General features: G+C 73.4%; 17 protein-coding genes. 7 read left to right on the top strand and 10 right to left on the bottom strand.

The window, feature by feature from the left end; translation table 11 throughout:
• Positions 1–53: 53 nt before the first annotated feature.
• Complete coding sequence (locus OVA02_RS15790; RefSeq protein ID WP_056046758.1) at positions 54–623, bottom strand: manganese efflux pump MntP family protein; 570 nt, start codon at positions 621–623, stop codon at positions 54–56.
• Between the two features lie 205 nt (positions 624–828).
• Positions 829–1,758 (bottom strand): acetamidase/formamidase family protein, encoded by a 930-nt coding sequence (locus OVA02_RS15795; RefSeq protein WP_056047845.1) that lies wholly within the window; start codon positions 1,756–1,758, stop codon positions 829–831.
• Positions 1,759–2,106: 348 nt separating this feature from the next.
• Here OVA02_RS15795 and OVA02_RS15800 point away from each other — a divergent pair, with 348 nt between their 5' ends.
• Positions 2,107–2,640 (top strand): ArsR/SmtB family transcription factor, encoded by a 534-nt coding sequence (locus tag OVA02_RS15800; protein WP_056047848.1) that lies wholly within the window; start codon positions 2,107–2,109, stop codon positions 2,638–2,640.
• Complete coding sequence (locus OVA02_RS15805) at positions 2,637–3,983, top strand: MFS transporter (protein WP_267658789.1); 1,347 nt, start codon at positions 2,637–2,639, stop codon at positions 3,981–3,983. Before OVA02_RS15800 ends, OVA02_RS15805 begins: the two co-directional genes overlap by 4 nt.
• Here OVA02_RS15805 and OVA02_RS15810 read toward each other — a convergent pair.
• The 4 genes from OVA02_RS15810 to OVA02_RS15825 form a co-directional block, all read right to left on the bottom strand.
• A complete protein-coding gene (locus OVA02_RS15810; protein WP_056046762.1) occupies positions 3,970–5,289 on the bottom strand; it encodes a Y-family DNA polymerase in 1,320 nt (439 codons plus the stop codon). The two genes, OVA02_RS15805 and OVA02_RS15810, sit on opposite strands and share 14 nt — an antisense overlap.
• On the bottom strand, positions 5,282–5,713 hold the full coding sequence (locus OVA02_RS15815) for a LexA family protein (RefSeq protein ID WP_148076764.1): 432 nt from the start codon (positions 5,711–5,713) through the stop codon (positions 5,282–5,284). Before OVA02_RS15815 ends, OVA02_RS15810 begins: the two co-directional genes overlap by 8 nt.
• Positions 5,714–6,448: 735 nt before the next feature.
• Positions 6,449–7,681 (bottom strand): DUF2254 domain-containing protein, encoded by a 1,233-nt coding sequence (locus tag OVA02_RS15820; RefSeq protein WP_056046764.1) that lies wholly within the window; start codon positions 7,679–7,681, stop codon positions 6,449–6,451.
• 74 nt (positions 7,682–7,755) lie between these two features.
• Positions 7,756–8,358 (bottom strand): TetR/AcrR family transcriptional regulator, encoded by a 603-nt coding sequence (locus tag OVA02_RS15825; RefSeq protein WP_056046766.1) that lies wholly within the window; start codon positions 8,356–8,358, stop codon positions 7,756–7,758.
• 62 nt (positions 8,359–8,420) lie between these two features.
• Here OVA02_RS15825 and OVA02_RS15830 point away from each other — a divergent pair, with 62 nt between their 5' ends.
• Positions 8,421–9,071 carry an NAD(P)-dependent oxidoreductase gene (locus OVA02_RS15830; RefSeq protein ID WP_056046768.1) on the top strand — a complete coding sequence of 217 codons (651 nt, stop codon included), beginning with the start codon at positions 8,421–8,423 and terminating at the stop codon, positions 9,069–9,071.
• 24 nt (positions 9,072–9,095) lie between these two features.
• Here OVA02_RS15830 and OVA02_RS15835 read toward each other — a convergent pair whose 3' ends face one another.
• Positions 9,096–9,692, bottom strand: coding sequence for a TetR/AcrR family transcriptional regulator (locus tag OVA02_RS15835; protein ID WP_056046770.1), 597 nt, complete (start codon positions 9,690–9,692; stop codon positions 9,096–9,098).
• Positions 9,693–9,743: 51 nt separating this feature from the next.
• Here OVA02_RS15835 and OVA02_RS15840 point away from each other — a divergent pair, with 51 nt between their 5' ends.
• From OVA02_RS15840 to OVA02_RS15855, 4 genes are all read left to right on the top strand, one after another.
• Positions 9,744–10,214, top strand: coding sequence for a GNAT family N-acetyltransferase (locus OVA02_RS15840; protein WP_056046772.1), 471 nt, complete (start codon positions 9,744–9,746; stop codon positions 10,212–10,214).
• Between the two features lie 252 nt (positions 10,215–10,466).
• Positions 10,467–11,477, top strand: a complete 1,011-nt coding sequence (locus OVA02_RS15845) for an AraC family transcriptional regulator (protein ID WP_157485364.1) — start codon at positions 10,467–10,469, stop codon at positions 11,475–11,477.
• Between the two features lie 142 nt (positions 11,478–11,619).
• On the top strand, positions 11,620–13,197 hold the full coding sequence (locus tag OVA02_RS15850; protein WP_324289755.1) for an MFS transporter: 1,578 nt from the start codon (positions 11,620–11,622) through the stop codon (positions 13,195–13,197).
• A complete protein-coding gene (locus OVA02_RS15855) occupies positions 13,190–14,173 on the top strand; it encodes an alpha/beta hydrolase (RefSeq protein ID WP_056046776.1) in 984 nt (327 codons plus the stop codon). The genes OVA02_RS15850 and OVA02_RS15855 overlap by 8 nt, the downstream gene beginning before the upstream one ends.
• Before the next feature lie 60 nt (positions 14,174–14,233).
• On the opposite strand, the gene OVA02_RS15860 is transcribed toward OVA02_RS15855, so the two are convergent.
• The 3 genes from OVA02_RS15860 to OVA02_RS15870 form a co-directional block, all read right to left on the bottom strand.
• Positions 14,234–17,680 carry an SdrD B-like domain-containing protein gene (locus tag OVA02_RS15860; protein ID WP_056046778.1) on the bottom strand — a complete coding sequence of 1,149 codons (3,447 nt, stop codon included), beginning with the start codon at positions 17,678–17,680 and terminating at the stop codon, positions 14,234–14,236.
• A 131-nt stretch (positions 17,681–17,811) separates the two neighbouring features.
• Positions 17,812–19,203, bottom strand: coding sequence for an LCP family protein (locus tag OVA02_RS15865; RefSeq protein ID WP_082460339.1), 1,392 nt, complete (start codon positions 19,201–19,203; stop codon positions 17,812–17,814).
• 112 nt (positions 19,204–19,315) lie between these two features.
• Entirely contained in the window at positions 19,316–19,651 is a 336-nt protein-coding gene (locus OVA02_RS15870) for a hypothetical protein (RefSeq protein WP_056046780.1), read from the bottom strand.
• Positions 19,652–19,708 lie beyond the last annotated feature (57 nt).

Below are 19,708 nucleotides of genomic sequence, written 5' to 3' on the forward strand. Positions count from 1 at the left end.
CGCCAGCTGCGCCGTCGCCCCCGGTGGGTACCGTCGCTGGGTCGGCGCAGGACTCAGCCGAGGACGCCCGTGTGCTCGAGCACGATGTTCACGCCGATGAGGATGAGGATCACGCCACCGGCGATCTCGGCCGGCTTGCCGAACCTCGCACCCACCCGGCGCCCCACGAGCACGCCGACGAAGGTCAGGACGGTGGTGGTCACACCGATCAGCAGGATCGCCCAGCCGATCGAGACCGGCAGGAACGCCAGGGTCACCCCGACCGCGAGGGCGTCGATGCTCGTGGCGATCGCGAGCACGGCGAGTTCGCGGAGGTTCAGCCGGTCGGTGTCCTTCTCGTCGTCCTCGCCCGACGAGAACGCCTCGTAGAGCATCTTGCCGCCGATCAGGGCGAGCAGTCCGAAGGCGACCCAGTGGTCGAACGGCGCGATGTACTGCGCGAACGTCGAGCCGAGCAGCCAGCCCAGCAGCGGCATCAGCGCCTGGAACGCGCCGAACGTCACGGCGATGACGACGGCATGACGAGCGTTGAACCGCGTCATGTGCAGGCCCTTGCCGAGGGCGACGGCGAAGGCGTCGGCGGACACGCCCAGCGCGATGAGGAAGAGGGCCCAGAACGACATGGGGGCAGCGCCTTTCGAGACGGTCGGGTGGAGACACCGCTGTCTCGGAACCTGACGATCCTGCCATGCTCGACGCGCCTCCTCGGCCGGAAAAGCCCTGATCAGAGGTATTCGGCGCGCCGAATCCGTGGTGTCGGCGAACCGTCGCGCGGGGCGTCGCGCGCCGAACGCCTCCCCGGCCGACGGTCAGGAGGCGCGGCGCGGCTCAGGCGGGGACGAGCACGTCGCGGGGCAGCACGGCGTGCACGCCCCAGGTGCGGTTGGCGACCTGGGTGACGCGCAGGTCGACGACCGTGCTGGCGAAGGCCAGCGCCGTGGCGGCGTCGAGCGAGTAGAGCTGACGCATCCACTCGACCATCGCGGCGAGTGCGTCGCCGCTGGCGACGTTGAGGTCGGCGTCGAAGCCGAAGGTGATGCGCGCCTCGGGGGTCTCGGCGTGGATCGTCGAGAGCGGGCGGTCCGTGGCGAGGCCGACCCGCGCCTCCGTCGTCATGCCGGTCTCGATCGCGGTGCCACCGACCTCGCCGTCGCCCTGGGCCGCGTGCCCGTCGCCGAGGTAGAGCAGGGCGTCGTCGACCGCCACCGGCAACCAGAGGGTCGTGCCCGCGACGAGGTCACGGCAGTCGATGTTGCCGCCCACGGAGGTGCGGGGCGGGATGGTCGAGTGCTCTCCGGCCTCGGCGGGGGCGAGTCCCATGACGCCGAGGAAGGGCGCGATCGGTCGACGCAGGCCCCGGCTCTCGGTGGCCGTGCCGGCGTCGCGGTCGATGCTCCAGAGCAGCCAGGCGGCCTCGGCGTCGACCAGGCCGAGGTGGCGGGTGATCGGGGTGTCGGCGGCCGCGGCGACCGTGAAGCCCCAGTCGTCGGGGGTGAGCGCGAGCAGGTCGAGCTGGAGCATGTCGCCCGGCCGTGCCCCGCGGACGGCGATCGGACCGGTCAGGGCGTGACCCCGCCGCGTCGGGAACAGGTACGGGGTGACCTCGCCGGGCACGGTCTGCGGCTCGAGGTGGCCCGAGGCGTCGAGCGAGCGCACGACGACCGTGTCACCGGGGTCGATCGTCAGCACGGGGGCGTGGTCGCGCGAGAAGACCTCGTGGGCGGTGTCGGTGCGGGGGTCGAGGCGGTGGGTCGTCATCGTCCGAGCGTAGGCCGCGACGCCGACACCGACGCCCCACCGGACGTGCCGCGCCCAGGGGCCGTCGGTACGATGGAGCCCTGTTCCGCCCAGACCCCGCCCCACCTGCTCACAGAGAGACCGACGCCCCCATGGTCCTGTTCTTCCACGTCCTCATCATCGCCATCTCGGTCGTCGGCGCCGGCCTCATCTCGGCCGCCCTCGTGGGGCTCGCGACCTCGAAGTAGCGCGCACCCCCTCGGCGTCGCTCGCCCGGATGGAGGTCGTCGACCATCCGGCACGAGGTGGCGGAGTCGACCCCCAAAGACCCGTTTGACGGTCGGACGCGTCGGCCTGCACGATGGCCGCATGTCCGCACTCGACGAACTCCGCGCCACGGCCCACCCGATCCGCCTGCGCCTCCTGTCGCTCCTGACCGGCGTCGCGATGAGCGCCGCCGAGGCCGGTCGCGAGCTCGGGCTGTCGCAGGCGACGGCGAGCTACCACCTGCGCGTGCTCGAGCGCGTGGGTCTCGTCGAGGTCGTCGAGGTGGTCACGATCCGCGGCGGCGAGGCCAAGCGCTACCGGCACCTCTCGTCGGCGCAGCCGTTCCCCGTCGTCCCGCCCTCCGTCGACGGGACCGACGACGACACCGACGCCGAACGCGCCCGCTACGTCGACGCCCTGGCCGACGAGCTGCGTCGCCGCTCCCCGCGGCGGGCGGATGGCCCCCAGATCTCGACCGACGCCGAGCTCTGGGTCGACCCCGAGACCTGGCAGCGGGTCGTGCGCCACGTGGGTCACGCCTCCGCCCTCCTGCACGCCGCCGCGCAGCGCCCCCGGACGCCGGGCACGAACCCGGTGTCGATGACGGCCGCCCTGTTCCCGATGAGGCGACCGTGACCGGGGACGCAGGAGGCGCCTCCTCGGTCCCCCGGGCCCCTCACGACCGCCGGGGTCCCCTCGCACACGGCCCGTTCCGCTGGCTGCTCGCGGCTCGGACGACGGGCGTGCTCGGCAACGCCGTCGCCCCGATCGCCCTCGCGTTCGCCGTGCTCGACCTGACCGGGTCAGCGGCCGACCTCGGCCTGGTCGTCGCGGCCCGGTCGATCGCCAACGTCGCGGTGCTGCTCTTCGGCGGCGTGATCGCCGACCGGCTGCGGCGAGACGTCGTGCTCGTCGGGACGTCGCTCGCCGCCGCCGGGACCCAGGCCGTCGTCGCCTCCCTCGTCGTCACGGGGTCGGCGACGATCCCGCTGCTCGTCGTGCTGAGCGTGCTGAACGGGGCGGTCGCGGCCGTGAGCCTGCCCGCGGCGGCGGCCCTCGTGCCCGAGACGGTGCCCGACGCCCTGCTGCGGCCCGCCAACGCGCTGCTGCGCCTCGGCCTCAACGGCGGCAGCGTCGTCGGGGCGTCGGCGGGGGCGGGGATCGTGGCGGTGGTCGGTCCGGGCTGGGGCCTCGCCGTCGACGCGGCGGGCTTCGCCCTCGCGGGCGTGCTGTACTCGCGGCTGCGGCTGCCCGTCCGGCCCGGCAGCCCGTCGCGCGGCGGGGTCGGCTCCGGCGCGGGCGCGGGGGCGGGCGCTGGGGCGGGCGCTGGCTCAGGCCCGGGCTCGGGCCCGTCGGTGATCGCCGATCTGCGCGAGGGGTGGCAGGAGTTCACCCGGCGCTCGTGGGTCTGGATCGTGGTGGCGCAGTTCGCGGTGCTGAACGCCGCGTTCGTGGGGGCGACGACGGTGCTGGGCCCCGTCGTGGCGGACGGGTCGTTCGGGCGGGCGGCCTGGGGGTTGGTCGTCGCGGCCCAGACGGTCGGGCTCGGCCTCGGAGCCGTCATCGCCCTGCGCTGGCGGCCACGGCACGGCCTCGCCGTGGGCGTGGGGCTGATGGCCGTGACGGCGGTGCCGGTGGCGACGCTCGGACTGGCTCCGGTGGTGCCCGCGCTGGTGGTGGCCTTCCTGTTGGGCGGCGTCGCCCTCGAGATCTTCGCCATCTCGTGGGACCAGTCGTTGCAGAGCCACGTGCCCCGCGCCTCCCTGGCCCGGGTCTACTCGTACGACATGGTCGGCTCGTTCGTGGCCGTGCCGCTCGGTGAGGTGTTCGCGGGGCCGGCGGCGCAGTACGTCGGCACGCGTCCGACGCTGCTCGTCTGCGCCGCGATCATCGTGGCGGCGACCCTCGCGGCCGTCTCGACGCCGGGTGTCCGCCGACTGACGACCGACGAGGTGCGCCCACGGGTCACCGAGCCCTGACGGTCGCCAACTCGTCCCAGTGGGTGGTGGCGCGGGGCGACACCATGTCGCGCTTCATCGACCACCCGCGACGGTGGCGGAGACCCGCGATGCCGAGCCCCAGGGTGTCCTCGCCGAACTTGCCGGCGATGCGGTCGATGACGGCGCCGTAGGCGGGCGGTGCCGCGTCGGCCTCGCCGAAGACGTCGAGGCTCGCATGTTCGTCGCGCGGGGTGAGCTCCATCAGGGTGACGCCCGCCCGGACGTAGCGCTTGCCGGGTTCGAGCTGCGGCCCGAGGGCGGCGATGGCCGAGCGGTACAGCAGGGCGGCGTCGTCGGTGGGCTCGGGGAACGCCACCGACACCGAGTGGTTCGTGTGGGCGGCGCTGTCGGAGAACGGCGAGGTCGCGGTGAAGCACCGCATCATGCGCGTCAACGACCCCTGCCCGCGCAACCGGGCCGCGGCTCGCTGCGTGTAGACCGACAGGACCTCTTCGAGCTCGGTGACGGTCGTGATGGGCACCGCGAACGACCGCGAGTGGTAGATCTGCTCACGGTCGGGCTGCACCTGCTCGATCGGCAGGCAGTCGACCCCGCGCAGTTCGTGCACGACCCGGGCCTGCACGACGCCGAAGCGCGTGCGGATGCGGGCGGCGTCGGCGTCGCGGAGGTCGGCCGCGGTGTGGATGCCGAGCGGCGCGAGCTTCTTCGCGGTGCGGCGACCGATGCCCCAGACGTCGCCGACGTCGACGCTCGCGAGGATCGCCGTCTGCTGCTCGGGGGCGTAGCTGCCCAGGTGGCAGACGCCGGCGAGGGCGGCGTTCTGTTTCGAACCCCGGTTGGCGAGTTTGGCCAGGGTCTTGGTCGGGGCGATGCCGATGCTGACGGGTAGGCCGATGAGCTTGCGCAGGGCGCGGCGGATCTCGCGGGCCTGGGCGATCGTGTCGTCGAGCGAACCGGTCAGCTCGATGAACGACTCGTCGATCGAGTACACCTCTTGGTCGCTGGTGTACCGACTCAGGATCTCGGCCGACCGCGCCGACATGTCGCCGTAGAGCTCGTAGTTGCTCGACACCGCGACCACGCCCTGCATCGCCGCGATCGGGGCGATGCTGTGCCACGGTGCCGCCATGTCGACGTTCAGCGCCTTCGCCTCTTGCGAACGGGCGATGACGCAGCCGTCGTTGTTCGACAGCACGACCACCGGCCGCCCTTCGAGGGCCGGGTTGAAGACGCGCTCGCACGACACGTAGAAGTTGTTGGCGTCGACGATGGCGACGCTGCGCTCGGACGCGGTCGACCGGGATGTCGTAGCGGACTCAGACACGGTGCAGGCACCTCGTCACGACGCCCCAGATCGTCGCCTCGTCGAGCTCGGACAGCACGATCTCGGGGTAGGCCGGGTTCTCGGGGCTGAGCACCATCTGCCCCTGCCGGTACGAGAGGCGCTTGACGGTGAGCTCGGCGTTGACGACCGCGACGACCACGTGGCCGTCGTGGGCGTCGAGCCCCCGGTCGACGACGAGCTCGTCACCGTCGAAGATGCCGGCGCCGGTCATGCTGTCGCCGCTGACCCGCACCAGGAACGTCGCGGTGGGGTCGCGCATCAGGTGCCGGTTGAGGTCGACCGGCCCGTTGTAGTAGCCCTGCGCCGGAGAGGGGAAACCGGCGTGGACGGCTTCGGCGGCCTGCTGCGGCAACAGGTGGTCGGGACGTTCGTCGCCCCCGACGGGGCCGATGACGGCGGTCACCGTGTGCCCTCGCACCCGGCACGGGGGTCGCCGAGGAGGCGCACGCCGGTTCGCACGGACGACTGCCGGTGATCTCTCATCACGCCTCCCACCGAGGACGCTACGTCAGACCACCGACACCGCGCTCCGCGCCGGGACGGCCGCCCCGCCGCGACCGCCGACCCCGCGGGTGCCGCACCACCGCGACCACCGACCCCACGAGTGCCGCGCCACCGGCACGACGTCCCGCCCCGGCACCTCGGGCCACCCCCCGCCGCCCCGGCACTCCGGCACCCCGCCCTGCGCGTCGCCACGCGGTGCGGTGCGGTGCGGGCAATTCCTGCCTCGTGCTGCGACGTTCCGCGGCGGCCCCGAGCCTCCGGGCCCGGGTATTCGCGCTGCGGCACCATCCCGGAGTTGCCGACGCGGATCATGGTGACGCGCGGTCCCGACCGGAGCCGAGCCCGCCCGCACCCCCGGCACGCCCCGCCGCCACCCTGGCACCCCGGCGCCCCGCTCAACCCGCCCTGCGCGTCGCCTCGCGGTGCGGGCAATTCCTGCCTGGTGTCGCACCGAGCTGCGCGAGCCCCGGGACTCGGGGCCCGGGATTCGGCGCTGCGGCACCAGCCCGGAGTTGCCGACACGAGTGCGTGACGACCCGAGCGCACGGCACGGTCACGACGCGACGTGCACGTCCGCACTGCCGAGCCCCGCCCCCCGGCACGCAGGCGCGTGCGGTCGTCGGCGGCGGGAGCCTCAGCCGGCGAGGGCGTCCCGGAGGGCGGTCCCGTGATCGACCAGTCGACCGGCGCGGGCCGACGGGGCCACCTCGTCGAGCCGCTCGACGAGGCGCAGCGCGGCCGCCAGCACGGCCGGTTGGTCGGGGGCGTAGGTGCGGACGGTGTGGAACAGCGAGTCGACGAGCGCCTCCACCGACGGCCACGTGACGAGGACGGCGGGTGCACCCCGGTCGTCCAGCAGCGCCGTGACGGGCTCGCCCCGACGCCACAGCGGGACGAGCACTCCGGCCGACATGTCGAGCGCGCTCACCGCGGTGTACGGGTCGTTGCTCCCCGAGGCGAGACCGCGCACGGCGATCTCGACGAGTTGCTGCAGGGCGAACCCGACGTCCTGGTGAGGCGTCCGGGCGGGCCCCAGGGTGGTCGCCCGTCGCAGTTCACGGACCGTGTCGGACCCCGGGGAGGCGCTGGTCACCGCGAGCGGGTCCCCCACGATCACGTACCGGCCGGGCATCGCGACGACCTCCACGACGAGGCCGTCACGCACGGCGACGCGTCGGAGCGCCTCGAACGCGACGGTCTGCACGTAGCCGTCGGCGTCGGCACGGACGACGGCCGCGTCGGCCGGGAGCGGACCGTCCGCCGAGGACCGGACCCGCGCCTCCTGGCTGACGTCGTCGGCGGGGCTCGTGGGGTAGACGACGTCGGTCACGGCCCGGAGGTCGTCGAGCACGCGCGCCTGCAACGAGGTGATCTGCACCGAACCGGCGATGTGGTGGATGAAGAAGACCAGCACCCCCACGTCGAACACGCTGAGCAGGACCGCGACGTGGACGGCGATCACCGGGACGAACGCGCTGGTGTCGTCGACCTCGGTGTGGACGGTGCGCATCACGACGATGCAGTAGAGGAAGGTCGAGGTGAAGGTCGCCAGCACGAACTGGTTGGCACGGTCGGCCATGAAGTTGCGGACGAGTCGCGGGCCGTAGGTCGACGACGTCGTGGCGAGCACCGAGATCGTGATCGAGAACGACGTCCCGGCCACGGTCAGCATCGACGTCCCGATGCCCGAGAGCAACGACCGTCCCCCGGAGGCGCTGAGGGCACCCAGCAGCGGCAGCCCCTCGGTCACCGTCGTCGGCAGGGACCTGTCGACCGTCACCAACACCTCGGCGAGGACGACGGCGACGAGCCCGAACACGGCGGGCAGGAACCAGAACGACTCCCGCACGCGGGTCAACGACAGCATGCCGCCGAGCGTAGACGGTGCCTCCCGCCGGGCACCGCCGGAGGGGAGGACGCCGCCACCGACGCCCCCGCCGATCAGCGGGTCGTGACCACGCGCCGTCCGAGGTCGGAGTCGAGCATCGTGTCCATGGCCGTGCCCACCAGGCGGTCCCCGAGGGGGCGCTCGATGCGGCCGGAGGCGACCAGCGAGGCGATCCCCTGCATCGTCGCCGCGAAGAGCATCTTGAAGTGGTCGCGCGACTCGTCACCGGACGCCTCGGACTCCGTCGGCCCCAGGGCTCCGTCGAGGACGGCGAAGAGGGTGCCCGCCGCCTCGTGCACGGCCTCGGGCTTCGTCGTCACCTTGGTCTGGAACATGAGCTCCATCAGCGCGGCATCGTCGACGGCGAAGTCGACGTAGGCCCGGGCGACGCGATGGAGGCGTTCCGTCCGACCTCCCCCGCCGTCGAGCGCGCGTCGGACCGCGGTGGTGAGCCGCTCGAACCCGGCTCCGGCGAGCGCGTCGAGCAGCGCCTGCCGATCGACGAAGTGGCTCCGGGGGGCACCGTGACTGACCCCGGCCCGACGGGCGAGGTCGCGGAGCGAGAGGCCGTCGACGCCGGACTCGCGCACGACCTCGATCGCCTCGTCCAGCAGCACGGCGCGCAGGTTCCCGTGGTGGAAGGGCCGCTGCGTCATGCCTCGATCCTAATCCCCGACTAGTCATTGACTAGATACTAGACACCGCCTAGATTGAGGCCATGACGACTCCACGCACCCTCCTCGTGCTCGGCGCCACGGGGCAGACCGGGCAGCACTTCACGCGACTGGCACTCGACGCCGGGCATCGACTCCGCGCTCTCGCGCGGACGCCCGGCAAGCTCGCGATCGAGCACGACGACCTCGAGGTCGTCCAGGGCTCCCTCGACGACGACCTCGACCTCGACGCCCTGCTCGGCGGCGTCGACGCCGTCGTGATGATGGTCGGGGACGCGGCCGCCCAACGCGAGCGGCAGGTGAACGCGACCTTCGTCCGAGCGCTCGTCCCCGCCATGCGCCGCAGCGGCACGCGGCGACTCCTGTACCAGGCCGGGGGCCTGAGCGCGGCACCGGGCAAGCCCCTCGCACCGGTGCTGCGGATCGTCCGCAGCACGATCGCCCGCGCGTACATCGGCCAGCACGAGGACAACGAGGCCGTCATGCGCTACCTCGACCAGGACGCCCGTGACGTCGAGTGGATGGTCCACCGGGCCGGCATCGGCTCCGACGGCCCGTCCAAGGGCGAACTGCACCGCTCCTCCTCGTTCATCAGCATCGGCACGTTCGCCGACTGCGCCGCCTACGACCTGCGGCTGCTCTTCGATGATTCGGCCGTCCACACCTGCGACGGCAGCCGCTACCGGCGGGGCTGATCGACCACCGGAGCTGCTGATCGACTACCGCGGGGCGCTGGTCCGCAGGGCGGCGGCGAGGACGACCTCGAGAGCCTGCACCTGGCGCGCCGCGGTCCAGCGGCCGGGGTCGCCGGTCGCCAGGCTCGAGACCCCCTCCACCGCCGCGACGAGGGCCGCCGCCCGGGTGCCCGCCTCGTCGTGGCCCCCGGGATCACCGACCCCGAGCAGTCGCGTCAGACGGTCGGCGAAGGCGCGGCTGGCGAGGGCGTGCCGCTCGGCCAGGACGGGATCGTCGAGCGCCGCGGCCAGGAAGCCGACCCACACGCGGGCCTCGGCGAGACGCTCGTCGTCGGTCGGCAGGGTGCCCAGGACGACGGCGCGTACGGCGGCCACCGCGTCGCCGGCATCGCCCTCGAGCGCGTCCGAGCGCTCGCGGGTGCGCTCGTGGAGCACGTCCCGGGCGTGGAGCAGCAGGGCCTGCTTGTCCCGGAAGGTGTGCAGGACGAGGCCCGTGGTGCAGCCCGCCCGTTCGGCGACCGCGCGGAGGGTGAGTCCCGTCGGCCCGCGCTCGGCGAGGGTCGTGAACACGGCGTCCGAGAGACGCCTCCGGGTGTCGTCCACGTCACGCGTCCTGCTCATCCCGTGATCGTAACGCATGTTACCGTAACGGTTGTCACGAAAGGACGACCCATGCGCTGGACGATCACCCGGACCCCCTTCGACCACCCCGACGCCGACGGCCTCCGCCGCGCACAGCGGGTCGAACTCGACGCCCGGTACGGCAGCGACGACCACGAGCCGGGCACGCCGCCGTCGGCGGCCGACGTCCCGGTGTTCCTCGTCGCCCGCGCGGACGACGGCCGGCCGATCGCCTGCGGTGGCCTGCGCCCTCTCGCCGACACGGTGGTCGGCCCGGCCACGGTCGAGGTCAAACGCATGTACGTCTCGCCCGAGGCGCGGGGATCGGGGGTCGCGACCGCCGTCCTCCGAGCCCTCGAGGACGCCGCTCGCGACCTGGGCTCCCGCCGGATCGTGCTCGAGACGGGCATCCTCCAGCCGGACGCCATCCGCTTCTACGAACGAGAGGGCTACGAGAGCATCCCGCTCTTCGGCTCGTACGCCGGGTCGGCCGAGTCGGTCTGCTTCGCCCGCGACGTCTGAGCCGCGGCCGCGGCACCCCGTCGACCCGCAGGCGCCCTGCCGACCCGCAGGCGCCCTCCCGACCCGCGGCGGGGCATCCCTCTCGGGGCGGGGCACGTCTTCTGGGGTAGGGACAGCCGCCGGTAGATGCGGCATCGTGTCCGTCAGACCTCCCGTCGGCGATTCGTGACGAAACCTGCTCGACCCTCGTCCCCATTGCTGAGGCCACGTCCCACCAGCGTGCGACCCGGAGAGGAGGACCAGGAGATCACCGTGCCCAGCACCTACATGCCCGCGACCGGACCGGCGCCCGACGAACGCGCACCGGACGAGCGCGCACCGGACGAGTTCCGCCGGGACGCCTGGTCGAGCGACGACGTCGAGGAGGCGCGCGACAGTCTGCAGACGGTCCTCGCCGGACGCGACTTCCGCGCCCGCGTCGGCCCGGAGCCGTTCGCGTTCCGCTTCGCCTCCGCCGGCGACGCCCGTCTGGCCCTGCAGACCGGCACCTTCACCGGTCACCTGCAGGGCACGATCCCGTGGTCCCGGGACTACGTCGTGTCCTGGTTCCAGCAGGGGTCCGTGACCATCGACCACCCCACCGGGCAACTCACCAGCGTGGGCACCCGGCCGTTCCTGACCCCGACCGAGACGTCGTTCTCGTTCGTCATGACGCCCCACCGGCACGGCATCGTCCACATAGACGGCGCCTTCTTCGAGGAGGTCGCCACCGAACGCCACGGCGGGCCGGCGCAACGGATCGTCTTCGACTACGCCGCCGTGCCGAGCGACGTCGCCCTCGCCGCCTGGCAGCGCACCCTCGGCGCCGCCACCCCGACGATCGTCGACCCGCGGACCCCTCCCCTCGCCCGCCACGGCGCCCAGACGGCGATCGTCAGGACGCTGCTGGACGTGTTCCCGTGGCGAGCGGTCGACGTCCCCGACACCCTGCGCACCGAGCGGACGAAACGCCTGCGACTCGCCGCCGAGTACGTCCACGCCTACGCCGATCAGGCGATCTCGTCGGCGGACATCGCCACGGCAGCCGGCATGCACACCCGGACCCTGCAGCAACTGATGAACGAGCACCTGGGCTCCAGTCCGTCGAAGTACCTGAGACACGTCCGCCTCGACCGGGTGCGCCAGGACCTCGTCGCGGGCGACCCGGGGACGACCCTCGTCTCGGAGGTCGCCGGCCGCTGGGGCTTCGGGAACATGGGCCGGTTCTCGGCCGCGTACCTGGCCCGCTTCGGCGAGCACCCGAAGGACACCCTGGCGCGCTGAGCGGTCGGAGGCGCGGGTTCCGTCATCGCCGGTGGTCCGTGTATCGTCTCCCTCACTGAGGTAAAAGGCGTCGCGATCCGCGACGCACCCGCACGCGGCATCGGACGATCCGCCACTTCTTCCCTCGAAGGAGTGCGCCCTCGTGTCGCCCAGCCCCCACCTCGTCCGCCGCGCCGGCCTCCGCACCGGCGACGCGCCTCCTCGCCTCTCGGACGCCTGGATCGCCCTCGCCGGGTTGTCCGCGGTGTTCCTGTTCGAGATGCTCGACAACTCGGTGCTGAACGTCGCGCTGCCGACGATCGGCCGCGAGCTGGACGCCTCGACGACGGGCCTGCAGTGGGTGTCCGCCGCCTACTCGGTCGCCTTCGGCGGGCTCATGCTGCTGTTCGGCGCCGTCGCCGACCGCGTCGGCCGCCGCCGCGTGATGATGACGGGACTCGTCCTGCTGGCCGCGGCGAGCCTCGCCACCGCGGCGGTCACGACGACCGGGGAACTCGTCGCCGTTCGCGTGCTCATGGGGGTCGCGGCCGCGATGACCACACCGGGGTCGATGGCGCTGGCGTTCCGCCTCTTCGACGACGAGGGCCTGCGCGTCCGCGCGCTGACCGTCATCTCGACCGCGGGGCTCGTCGGACTCGCCGTCGGACCGACGGTCGGCGGGTTCGTGCTGGCCGTCGCCCCGTGGCAGGTGCTGCTGCTCGCCGACGCGCCGATCGCCGTCCTGGCCCTGGTCGGCATCGGGCTCGGTGTCGCCCGGGACGACCCCGCGGGGCTCCGACGCGACCCGGTCGACGTCGCCGGAGCGCTGCTCGGCACGGCGACCGTGTCCACCGCCCTCGTGACGCCGACCGTCCTCGTGGAGTCGGGTGGCACCTCCGGGTGGGGGTGGCTCGGCGTCGCCGTGACCGTCGTCGGCGCCGTCGGGTTCGTGGCCCGGGAGCGGTCCGCCCGGCACCCGGTGGTCGACCTCTCGCTGCTCGCCCGTCCGTTGGTGTCGAGCGGCCTCGCGTTCAAGGCGGCGTCGGGCCTCGCCGTCGCCGGGCTCTCGTACCTGGTGACGCTCCAGCTGCAGTTCGCCTGGGGCTGGCCGCCGGCCCTGGCCGCCGTGGGGACGCTTCCGCAGGTCGTCGTGCTGCTCGCCGGCGGGCGCCTCGTCGGGCCGTTCGTCCGGCGGGTCGGTCTGGCCCGGGCGGCGGGGATCAGCGCGGCGTCGGTCGTCGCGGGCCTCGCGGTCTTCGGCGCCCTGGGTCGCCACGGGTACGTGTGGGTGCTCGTCGCGCTCGTGCTGGTCGCGGCGGGGATGCGCGTGGTCGGGGTCGTCGCGGGCGCCTCGGTGCTCACCGGCCTGCCCGCCGACCGCACCTCGGTCGGTGCCGCCCTGGTCGACACGTCGAGCGAGCTCGCGAGCGGTGCCGCCGTCACCGTGGCCGGGACGGTCGTCGCCGTGCTCGTCGGCGGCAGCATCACCACGACCACCTGGACGGCCGCACGTCTGGCCACGTTCCAGGACGCCCTGACGGTCGCGGCCCTCGGGCTCGCCGTCGTCGCCGCCGCGCTCGTCGCGGTCGGGACGACCCGTGCGCGGGCCGCCGACGGCAGGGCCGACCGCGGTCGCACCGACCCCGGCCGCGGCGACCCCGGCCGCACCGAACCCGCCCCCGGACCGCTCTCGACCCCGACCCGTTCCACCACCACCACCGAGGAGACCTCCCGTGCCTGACACCACCGCCCTGCCCCGTCCGCCGTTCGACCCCGAGTTCGCGCCCTTCCTGGAGGCGATGGACGCCCGCGGCCGCTTCCGCCTCGAGACCGGGATGCTGCCCCGGATGCGACAGCTCGAGACGACGGAGGCGCAGCTCGACGAAGGACTGCACGCCCGCGGTCTCGAGAGGCGCAGCATCACCGTCCCCGGGCACCTCGGCGACCCGATCGACCTCGCGGTCGTCCAGCGGATCGGCCGCACCGGGCCGGCGGCCTGCGCCTACGCGATCCACGGGGGCGGCATGATGTTCGGCCACCACCTCGGCAACCTCGACTCGTACGACGACTGGCTGCTCGTGCACGACGTCGTCCTCGTCAGCCCCGACTACCGCCTCGCGCCCGAGCACCCCGATCCCTACCCGGTCGAGGACTGCTACGCCGGTCTCGTCTGGGTCGCCGAGCACGCCGACGAGCTCGGCGTCGACCCCGACCGCGTGGTCGTCGTCGGCCAGAGCGCCGGGGGCGGGCTCGCCGCGGGCACCGCGCTCCTGGCCCGTGATCGACGCGGCCCGGCCCTTCTCGGGCAGGTGCTCGTCAGCCCCATGCTCGACGACCGCGACGCGACCGTCTCCGCCCGGCAGTTCGACGGGGTGGGCGTCGCCGACCGGGAGATGACCCGGTTCGGCTGGGACGCCTACCTCGGCGGCCGTCGCGGTGACGACGACGACGTGTCGTTCTACGCCGCTCCCGGCCGCGCGACCGACCTCGCGGACCTGCCACCGGCCTACGTCGACTGCGGCAGCGCGGAGGTGTTCCGCGACGAAGCCGTCGCCTACGCGGGGGCGCTCTGGGCGGCCGGGGTGCAGGCCGAGCTCCACGTGTGGCCGGGGGCATTCCACGGGTCGGCGAGCATGCTGCCGCAGGCGACCCTGTCGCGCCGAGCCGTCGCGGCCCTGCGGGACTGGACCGGGCGCCTCCTCGGCTCTGCCGCCTGATCGAGGCCGAGATGGAGCCCGGTCACGATCAGGGGGCGCCGCGGCGGCGACGGGACACGCTCAGGAGTCCCGCCGCCGCGCGGCGAGGGCGAGGAGCGCACCGAGACCGAGGAGGCCGAGCACCGCGATGCCGAGGACGGCCGGTTCGCTGCCCGTGAAGGCGAGCAGACGGTCACCCCGTGACGCTCCGGGCCCGGTCGACGGGTCCGAGGTCGTGCCCGCGGCACCGACGGCATCGACGGGTGCCTCCGGGTCGACGGGGGCGCCCGGGTCGACCGGGGCACCCGGGTCGACCGGCACACCGGGATCGACCGGCTCCCCCGGGTCGACGGCCGGCAGGAGGCCCGCGTCGATGCCGAGGTCCCGGTCGACCCCGACGAGCTCGTCCCCCTCGAGGACGGTCGAGAGCGCCACCGTCGCGGTTCCGTCGAGCCCGGCGTCGGAGTCGACGGTGTCGTCGTCTCCCTGGTGGCGTGCGGTCCAGGCCCGGTCGAGCAGCGAGGAGAAGGCGACGGTGTACTCCCCCGGGCGGAGCCCGTCAAAGACGTACGTGCCCGCGACGTCGGTCGTGGTGCGCCGCTCGACCCGACGGCCCCGGTCGTCGGTGCCGGTGAGGGTCACCGGGAGGAACGGGATGCCGGCCTCGGCAGGCCCCTGGAGCCCGTCGGCGTCCGCGTCGTCCCACACGCGGTCGCCGACGGCTCCGGCGACGACGGTGATGGCGGCCCGGTTCGAGAACGCGGCGAGCGCGAGGTTCGTCGCGCGGAGGCCGAAGCGGTTGGTGACGACGTCCCCGTCACGTGCCTCCGTCGTCGTCGCGGTCAGGTCGTGCGTGACGACCTCGCCGACGTCGACGGCCGTGGTCCGCTGGATGCGGACGGCGGTGACGTCCTCGAGCGCCACCTGGTCGCCGCCCGTCCCGATGCGGGACGCGTCGAACCAGGCGGTGTCGCCCCCGGGGGCGTTGCTCGGGTCGTCGCCGTCCAAGGAGATGCCGCCCGGGGCAGCGGTGGTGTAGCGGACGCGTTCACCGGCGTCGGGGTCGACCTCGACCGGGGCGGCGAGTTCGACCTGCCCCCCGCTGGCCCCGACGGTGGGCAGGACGTCGATCAGGTCGACGGCCGCGATGGGGACGGAGTCGGTGTTGCGGTACTCGAGCGTCCAGACGAGGTCGTCGCCGACGACGACGGTGGGCTCCTCCGCGGTCTTCTGGACGCCGATGCCGCTCGAGGACTCGACGCGGACGCCTCGGAGTGCCGTGCGGAGCCCTTCGGGCGACAGGTCGTCGTCGGCGGCGACGTGGGCGGTGTTGTTCACGGACCCCGGCGGGGCCGTCCCGGACACGTCGAGCCGGTACGTGAGGGGCGCGATCGGACGGTTGGGGACGACGTCCTCGAGGGTCCAGACGATCGTCTCGTGGAGCTCACCGTCGATCGTCGTGGTCTCGACGCTCGTCGGTTCGAGGGAGCTCGAGCCACGCTGGTACGTCGTGTGCGCGGGCAGGACGTCCGTCACGGTGAGGACCTGGGGGCGGCCCCCCTCCGTCGCGTTCGTCAGCGTCGGGTAGAGGGCGTAGTCCATGCTCGTGCCGGCGACGACGAACGCGGTCTTGTCGGGGGTGGTCTCGGCGGTGGTGCCGGGGTCGACGACCTTCTTCACGACCCGGGCCCTGACCTGCGTGACGATGACGCTGTCGGCCAGCGGCCCGACACCGTTGGCCGCGGGCGCCGTGTCGTGGACCCAGGCGCTCGTGCCGTCGAAGAACGAGCCGAAGTCGTGGACGCGGGTGTCGTTCGGGGCGGCCTGCACCTCGAAGTAGCTGAAGAGGTTGCCGGCCCGCCCACCGGCGACCGTCCCGACGGCGCGGATCTTCCCGATCGCGTCGACACCGCCGGGCACGTCGTCGGGGCTGTCGTACCACGGGCCGTCGGAGTCGTCGCACGTGGCGTCCCGACCGACGGTGGGGTCCGTGAAGGAGAACGCCGCGTACTCGATGCGGACGCCCTCGTTCCAGCCGTTGGTGGTGGCGTGCTCGCCGAACAGCGTCGTCAGCTGTTGGAAGCGGTTGTCGTAGACGTCGCAGGCGATCGCTCCGACGTAGTCCGAGACGCCCCTGTTCGCGAGGGAGACCTGGGAGCGGAGGCGCGTCCCGGGGGTGACGTAGGGGTCTCCCGACTTCGCGGAGCCGACGGCGGTGGAGCCGTCCGCCCGGGTCTGGCCGAGGTGCTTGAAGCCCCCTCCCGGGACGAAGAACGACAGGTTGCGGTCGACCGAGTTGTTCGCCAGCGGCTCGGTCGAGCCCGGGAAGTTGGACGAACCGCTGATGCCCGTCGTCTGCAGCGGGGTGAAGGTGTTGGTCGCGATGAGGGACTGGCCGGCATCGAGGGCGGGAACCCAGATGCTGATGTACCCGCTGATCACGTAGGGCTTGACGCCCCCCTGGATCGGCTGGCCGGTGGCGCTCTGCGAGGGGATGCCCCTCGACGGCGTGATGTCGGTGTCGGTGCCCGTGATGGTCACCTCGACGGGCTGCCCCGGAGCGGACTGCGTGCACTCGAAGCGGCCGGAGTGCAGCACCGTCGTGGACCTCCCCCCGCTGCCGCCGGGGAGGACCGGGAAGGTGCGCCCGTCGTTGAGCCCGCAGGCGGCCCGCCCGTCGTGGCCGAAGAGGACCGCGGGGGACGGCAGGTCGCCGAACATCCGGGAGACGTCGTCCTGGAAGGTGAAGGTGCCGCTCGAGCGTTCATAGCCGAGGAGCCCCTGCCCGGGGACCACGGGCTCCCACGCGACGGTCACGGGGTACTGGAGGACCGTCCCCTCCGTCCCGTCGGGGCCGACGACACCGGGGTGGAAGGTGGAGTTCGCGACGGATTTCGCGAGGTCGAAGCGCGGTGCCGCGGAGACCGTCGTCGCCACGGATGTGACGGGCCCTGCCGGTTCGGCGACGCCGTCACCGGTCACGGTGCCCGTGATGGCGACCGTGCCGCCGCCGGCCCGAGAGTCGATGGTCAGGACGACCGGGGTCGCGAGGACCTGCCCCTCGCCGACGGTGCCGACGTTGCAGGTGAGTTCGGGGCCGACGATCGCGGAGCCGTCGACCTCGCAGGTGTTCGGCATCCCGGCCCACGTGGTGCCGTCGGGTGCGGTCACGGTGAACCGCTCGTTCGTCACCGAGCCGCCATTGGCGCTGACGGTGACGCGGTAGGTGATGGCGTCGAAGGTGCGGACGATGCCGTTGGAGGCGCCGGCGTCGGCACCGGGGCCCTCGGCGGGCGTGAAGGGGCCGCTGCCGTCGGCGCGGCGCTCGATGTCGAGGTCGACGGTCGCGGTCGAGGCGGCGGCAGCCGGGGCCGACGTCGGAGCAGCCGGCTCCGTGGCGGTGGGCGTCGCCGCGGCCGGTGCCGCGGCAGCCGGTGTCGCCGCGGCCGGTGTCGCCGCGAAGGCCGCGGTGACCATGGCCAGGGCCACCGTCGCACCGACCCCTCGGATCGATGTGGTCGTCTTCATCGTGTGGCCCCTTCGCCGATCGTCGACACGCCACCCGGAAGGTGACATGTTCGAGTTCACATGTCGGTTGCCATGCTAGGGCGCGTCGAAGGCAGGGGGAACCCCCCGGAAGAAGGTGACTCGACCCCTCGTCAGTCGCGCTTGGCGCAGGTGACCTGGTCGGCGGACTGGCCCGAGACGTTCCCGGGGAGGGCCGCCGAGGTCGGTGCGGGTGTGGGCGCCGGGGTCGCTCCGGCGCCCGGGACGACGTCGACCGCCCCGTCGGTCGCCTCGCCCGACGGCTCGCCCCCGGCACCCGTGGACGGAGACGCCGACACACCCGGCACGGCCGGGGCGGCCGGGTCGAGCACCGCCGACCGTCCGAGGCTGTCCGCCGAGAGGGTCAGCGGCAGGTTGCGCTGCAGGGCGTCGTCGAGCACCGCCGCGGCCGACTCGTCGACCAGCACGCGGTTGCGGTCGGCGGGATCGTCCACCGCCGGGTACTGCACGAAGACCATGTTCGACAGCCCGACCGTGTTCACGGCGAGGGCGAGCTTGGCGAGGGTCGACGCGTCGGCCAGCGTGTCGCTCAGCGTCATGTTGGCGAACGCCACCCTCGCGATCGCCAACACCTTGGTCGGGTCGGTCAGCGTCCCCGCCGACACCGTCTGCCGGGCGAGCGCCGAGAGGAACGTCTGTTGGTTGCTGATCCGCCCGAGGTCGCTCGAGTCGCCGACCCCGTAGCGCGAGCGGAGGAAGGCCCCCGCCTCGGCCCCCGACAACGTCCGCGTGCCGGCCGGGAGGTCGAGTGCGGGCTGGACCTCGGTGTCGCGGATCGGCGTCGCCAGGCACACCTCGACGCCGCCGATGGCGTCGGCCATCGACACGACCCCCTCGAACGTGATCGATCCCGCGTAGTCGATCTGCAGTCCGGTCAGCTGTCCGATCGTCTGGGCCACGCACGACAGTCCGTTCTTCGGCCCGCCACGTCCCAGCGCGGTGTTCAGCATCGCGCCCGAGGTCGCCGGGCTGACCGTGCCGTCGTCGTTCGGGCAGGCCGGCATCGGCACGATGAGGTCGCGCGGGAAGCTCACGACCGCCATGTTCGTGTGGTCCTCGGAGATGTGCACGAGCACCGTGGAGTCGTTCTTGCCCGCCCCCGAGCTGGCCTGCTGGTTGGCGGCGTCGTCGAACCCGGTGCCCAGCCCCTCGCGGGTGTCGGTGCCGATCAGCAGCAGGTTCACCTCACCGGTCTGCGCCGTCAGCTGCGGCACGGGCGAGGCGGACGACCCGTCGGGTCCGGCGAGCTGCACCGTGGGCCTCGCACCCTGCAGCACCTGCCACGTGGCGATGGCCGCGATCGAGGTCGTGCTGACGAGGACCACGGCCAGCGCGGCCGCCGTCACCTTCGCCGCGAACGCCATGGGGTGCCCACGGCGGAGGCGACCGTGGCGGGCGATCCCGCCCTGCCGCACCGCGCCTCCTCGATCGGAGGGGTCGTCGTGGCCGTCGAGGGCCCGCTCGGTGCGTCCGTCGTCGGTCATGCGCGCCCCCTCGGCGAGAGAGGGCTCGGGAGACCCTCGTCGGGACGAAGCATAGGAGGCGCGGGCCGGGAAACCCCGGAGGTCGCCCCGTCGGCGTCCCCGGCCGTCGCGGTCAGGCGGTCTCGCCGAGCGTGGCCGGCGCGACGGCGGGGAGGACGTCCTCGGTCCAGTCGACCCTCAGGGAGCCGGACCCCGACCCCGACCAGCTACGCAACTCGGCGCCGACCGTGTCGCGGAACGTGGCCGCCTCGTCCTGGTCGCCCACGACGACGTCGAGCCGCAGCCGCGCCAACTGCTCGGTGACGCGGACCGGCAGGCCCCAGGCCTGCAGCACGAGCACCTCGGACGCGGCGCTCAACGCCGGGAAGTGCCGCCGGAGCTTCTGCTCGACGACGTGCAGCACGGCCACCTCGTCGGTGGGGCGGATCACTCCGGTCAGCGAGATCATGCCTGATGGTCCGCCCGGGAGGTTACGGCAGTGTGGCCGCCCGCTGTGAAAGCACCC

Source organism: Frigoribacterium sp. SL97 (genome assembly GCF_026625765.1).
In the GTDB taxonomy this organism is placed as follows: domain Bacteria; phylum Actinomycetota; class Actinomycetes; order Actinomycetales; family Microbacteriaceae; genus Frigoribacterium.

Bases quoted from the DNA above. Each gene is read 5' to 3' on its own strand.
- OVA02_RS15790 (WP_056046758.1), bottom strand. From the start codon at position 623: ATGTCGTTCTGGGCCCTCTTCCTCATCGCGCTGGGCGTGTCCGCCGAC.
- OVA02_RS15795 (WP_056047845.1), bottom strand. From the start codon at position 1,758: ATGACGACCCACCGCCTCGACCCCCGCACCGACACCGCCCACGAGGTC.
- OVA02_RS15800 (WP_056047848.1), top strand. From the start codon at position 2,107: ATGTCCGCACTCGACGAACTCCGCGCCACGGCCCACCCGATCCGCCTG.
- OVA02_RS15820 (WP_056046764.1), bottom strand. From the start codon at position 7,681: ATGCTGTCGTTGACCCGCGTGCGGGAGTCGTTCTGGTTCCTGCCCGCC.
- OVA02_RS15825 (WP_056046766.1), bottom strand. From the start codon at position 8,358: ATGACGCAGCGGCCCTTCCACCACGGGAACCTGCGCGCCGTGCTGCTG.
- OVA02_RS15830 (WP_056046768.1), top strand. From the start codon at position 8,421: ATGACGACTCCACGCACCCTCCTCGTGCTCGGCGCCACGGGGCAGACC.
- OVA02_RS15835 (WP_056046770.1), bottom strand. From the start codon at position 9,692: ATGAGCAGGACGCGTGACGTGGACGACACCCGGAGGCGTCTCTCGGAC.
- OVA02_RS15840 (WP_056046772.1), top strand. From the start codon at position 9,744: ATGCGCTGGACGATCACCCGGACCCCCTTCGACCACCCCGACGCCGAC.
- OVA02_RS15860 (WP_056046778.1), bottom strand. From the start codon at position 17,680: ATGAAGACGACCACATCGATCCGAGGGGTCGGTGCGACGGTGGCCCTG.
- OVA02_RS15865 (WP_082460339.1), bottom strand. From the start codon at position 19,203: ATGACCGACGACGGACGCACCGAGCGGGCCCTCGACGGCCACGACGAC.
- OVA02_RS15870 (WP_056046780.1), bottom strand. From the start codon at position 19,651: ATGATCTCGCTGACCGGAGTGATCCGCCCCACCGACGAGGTGGCCGTG.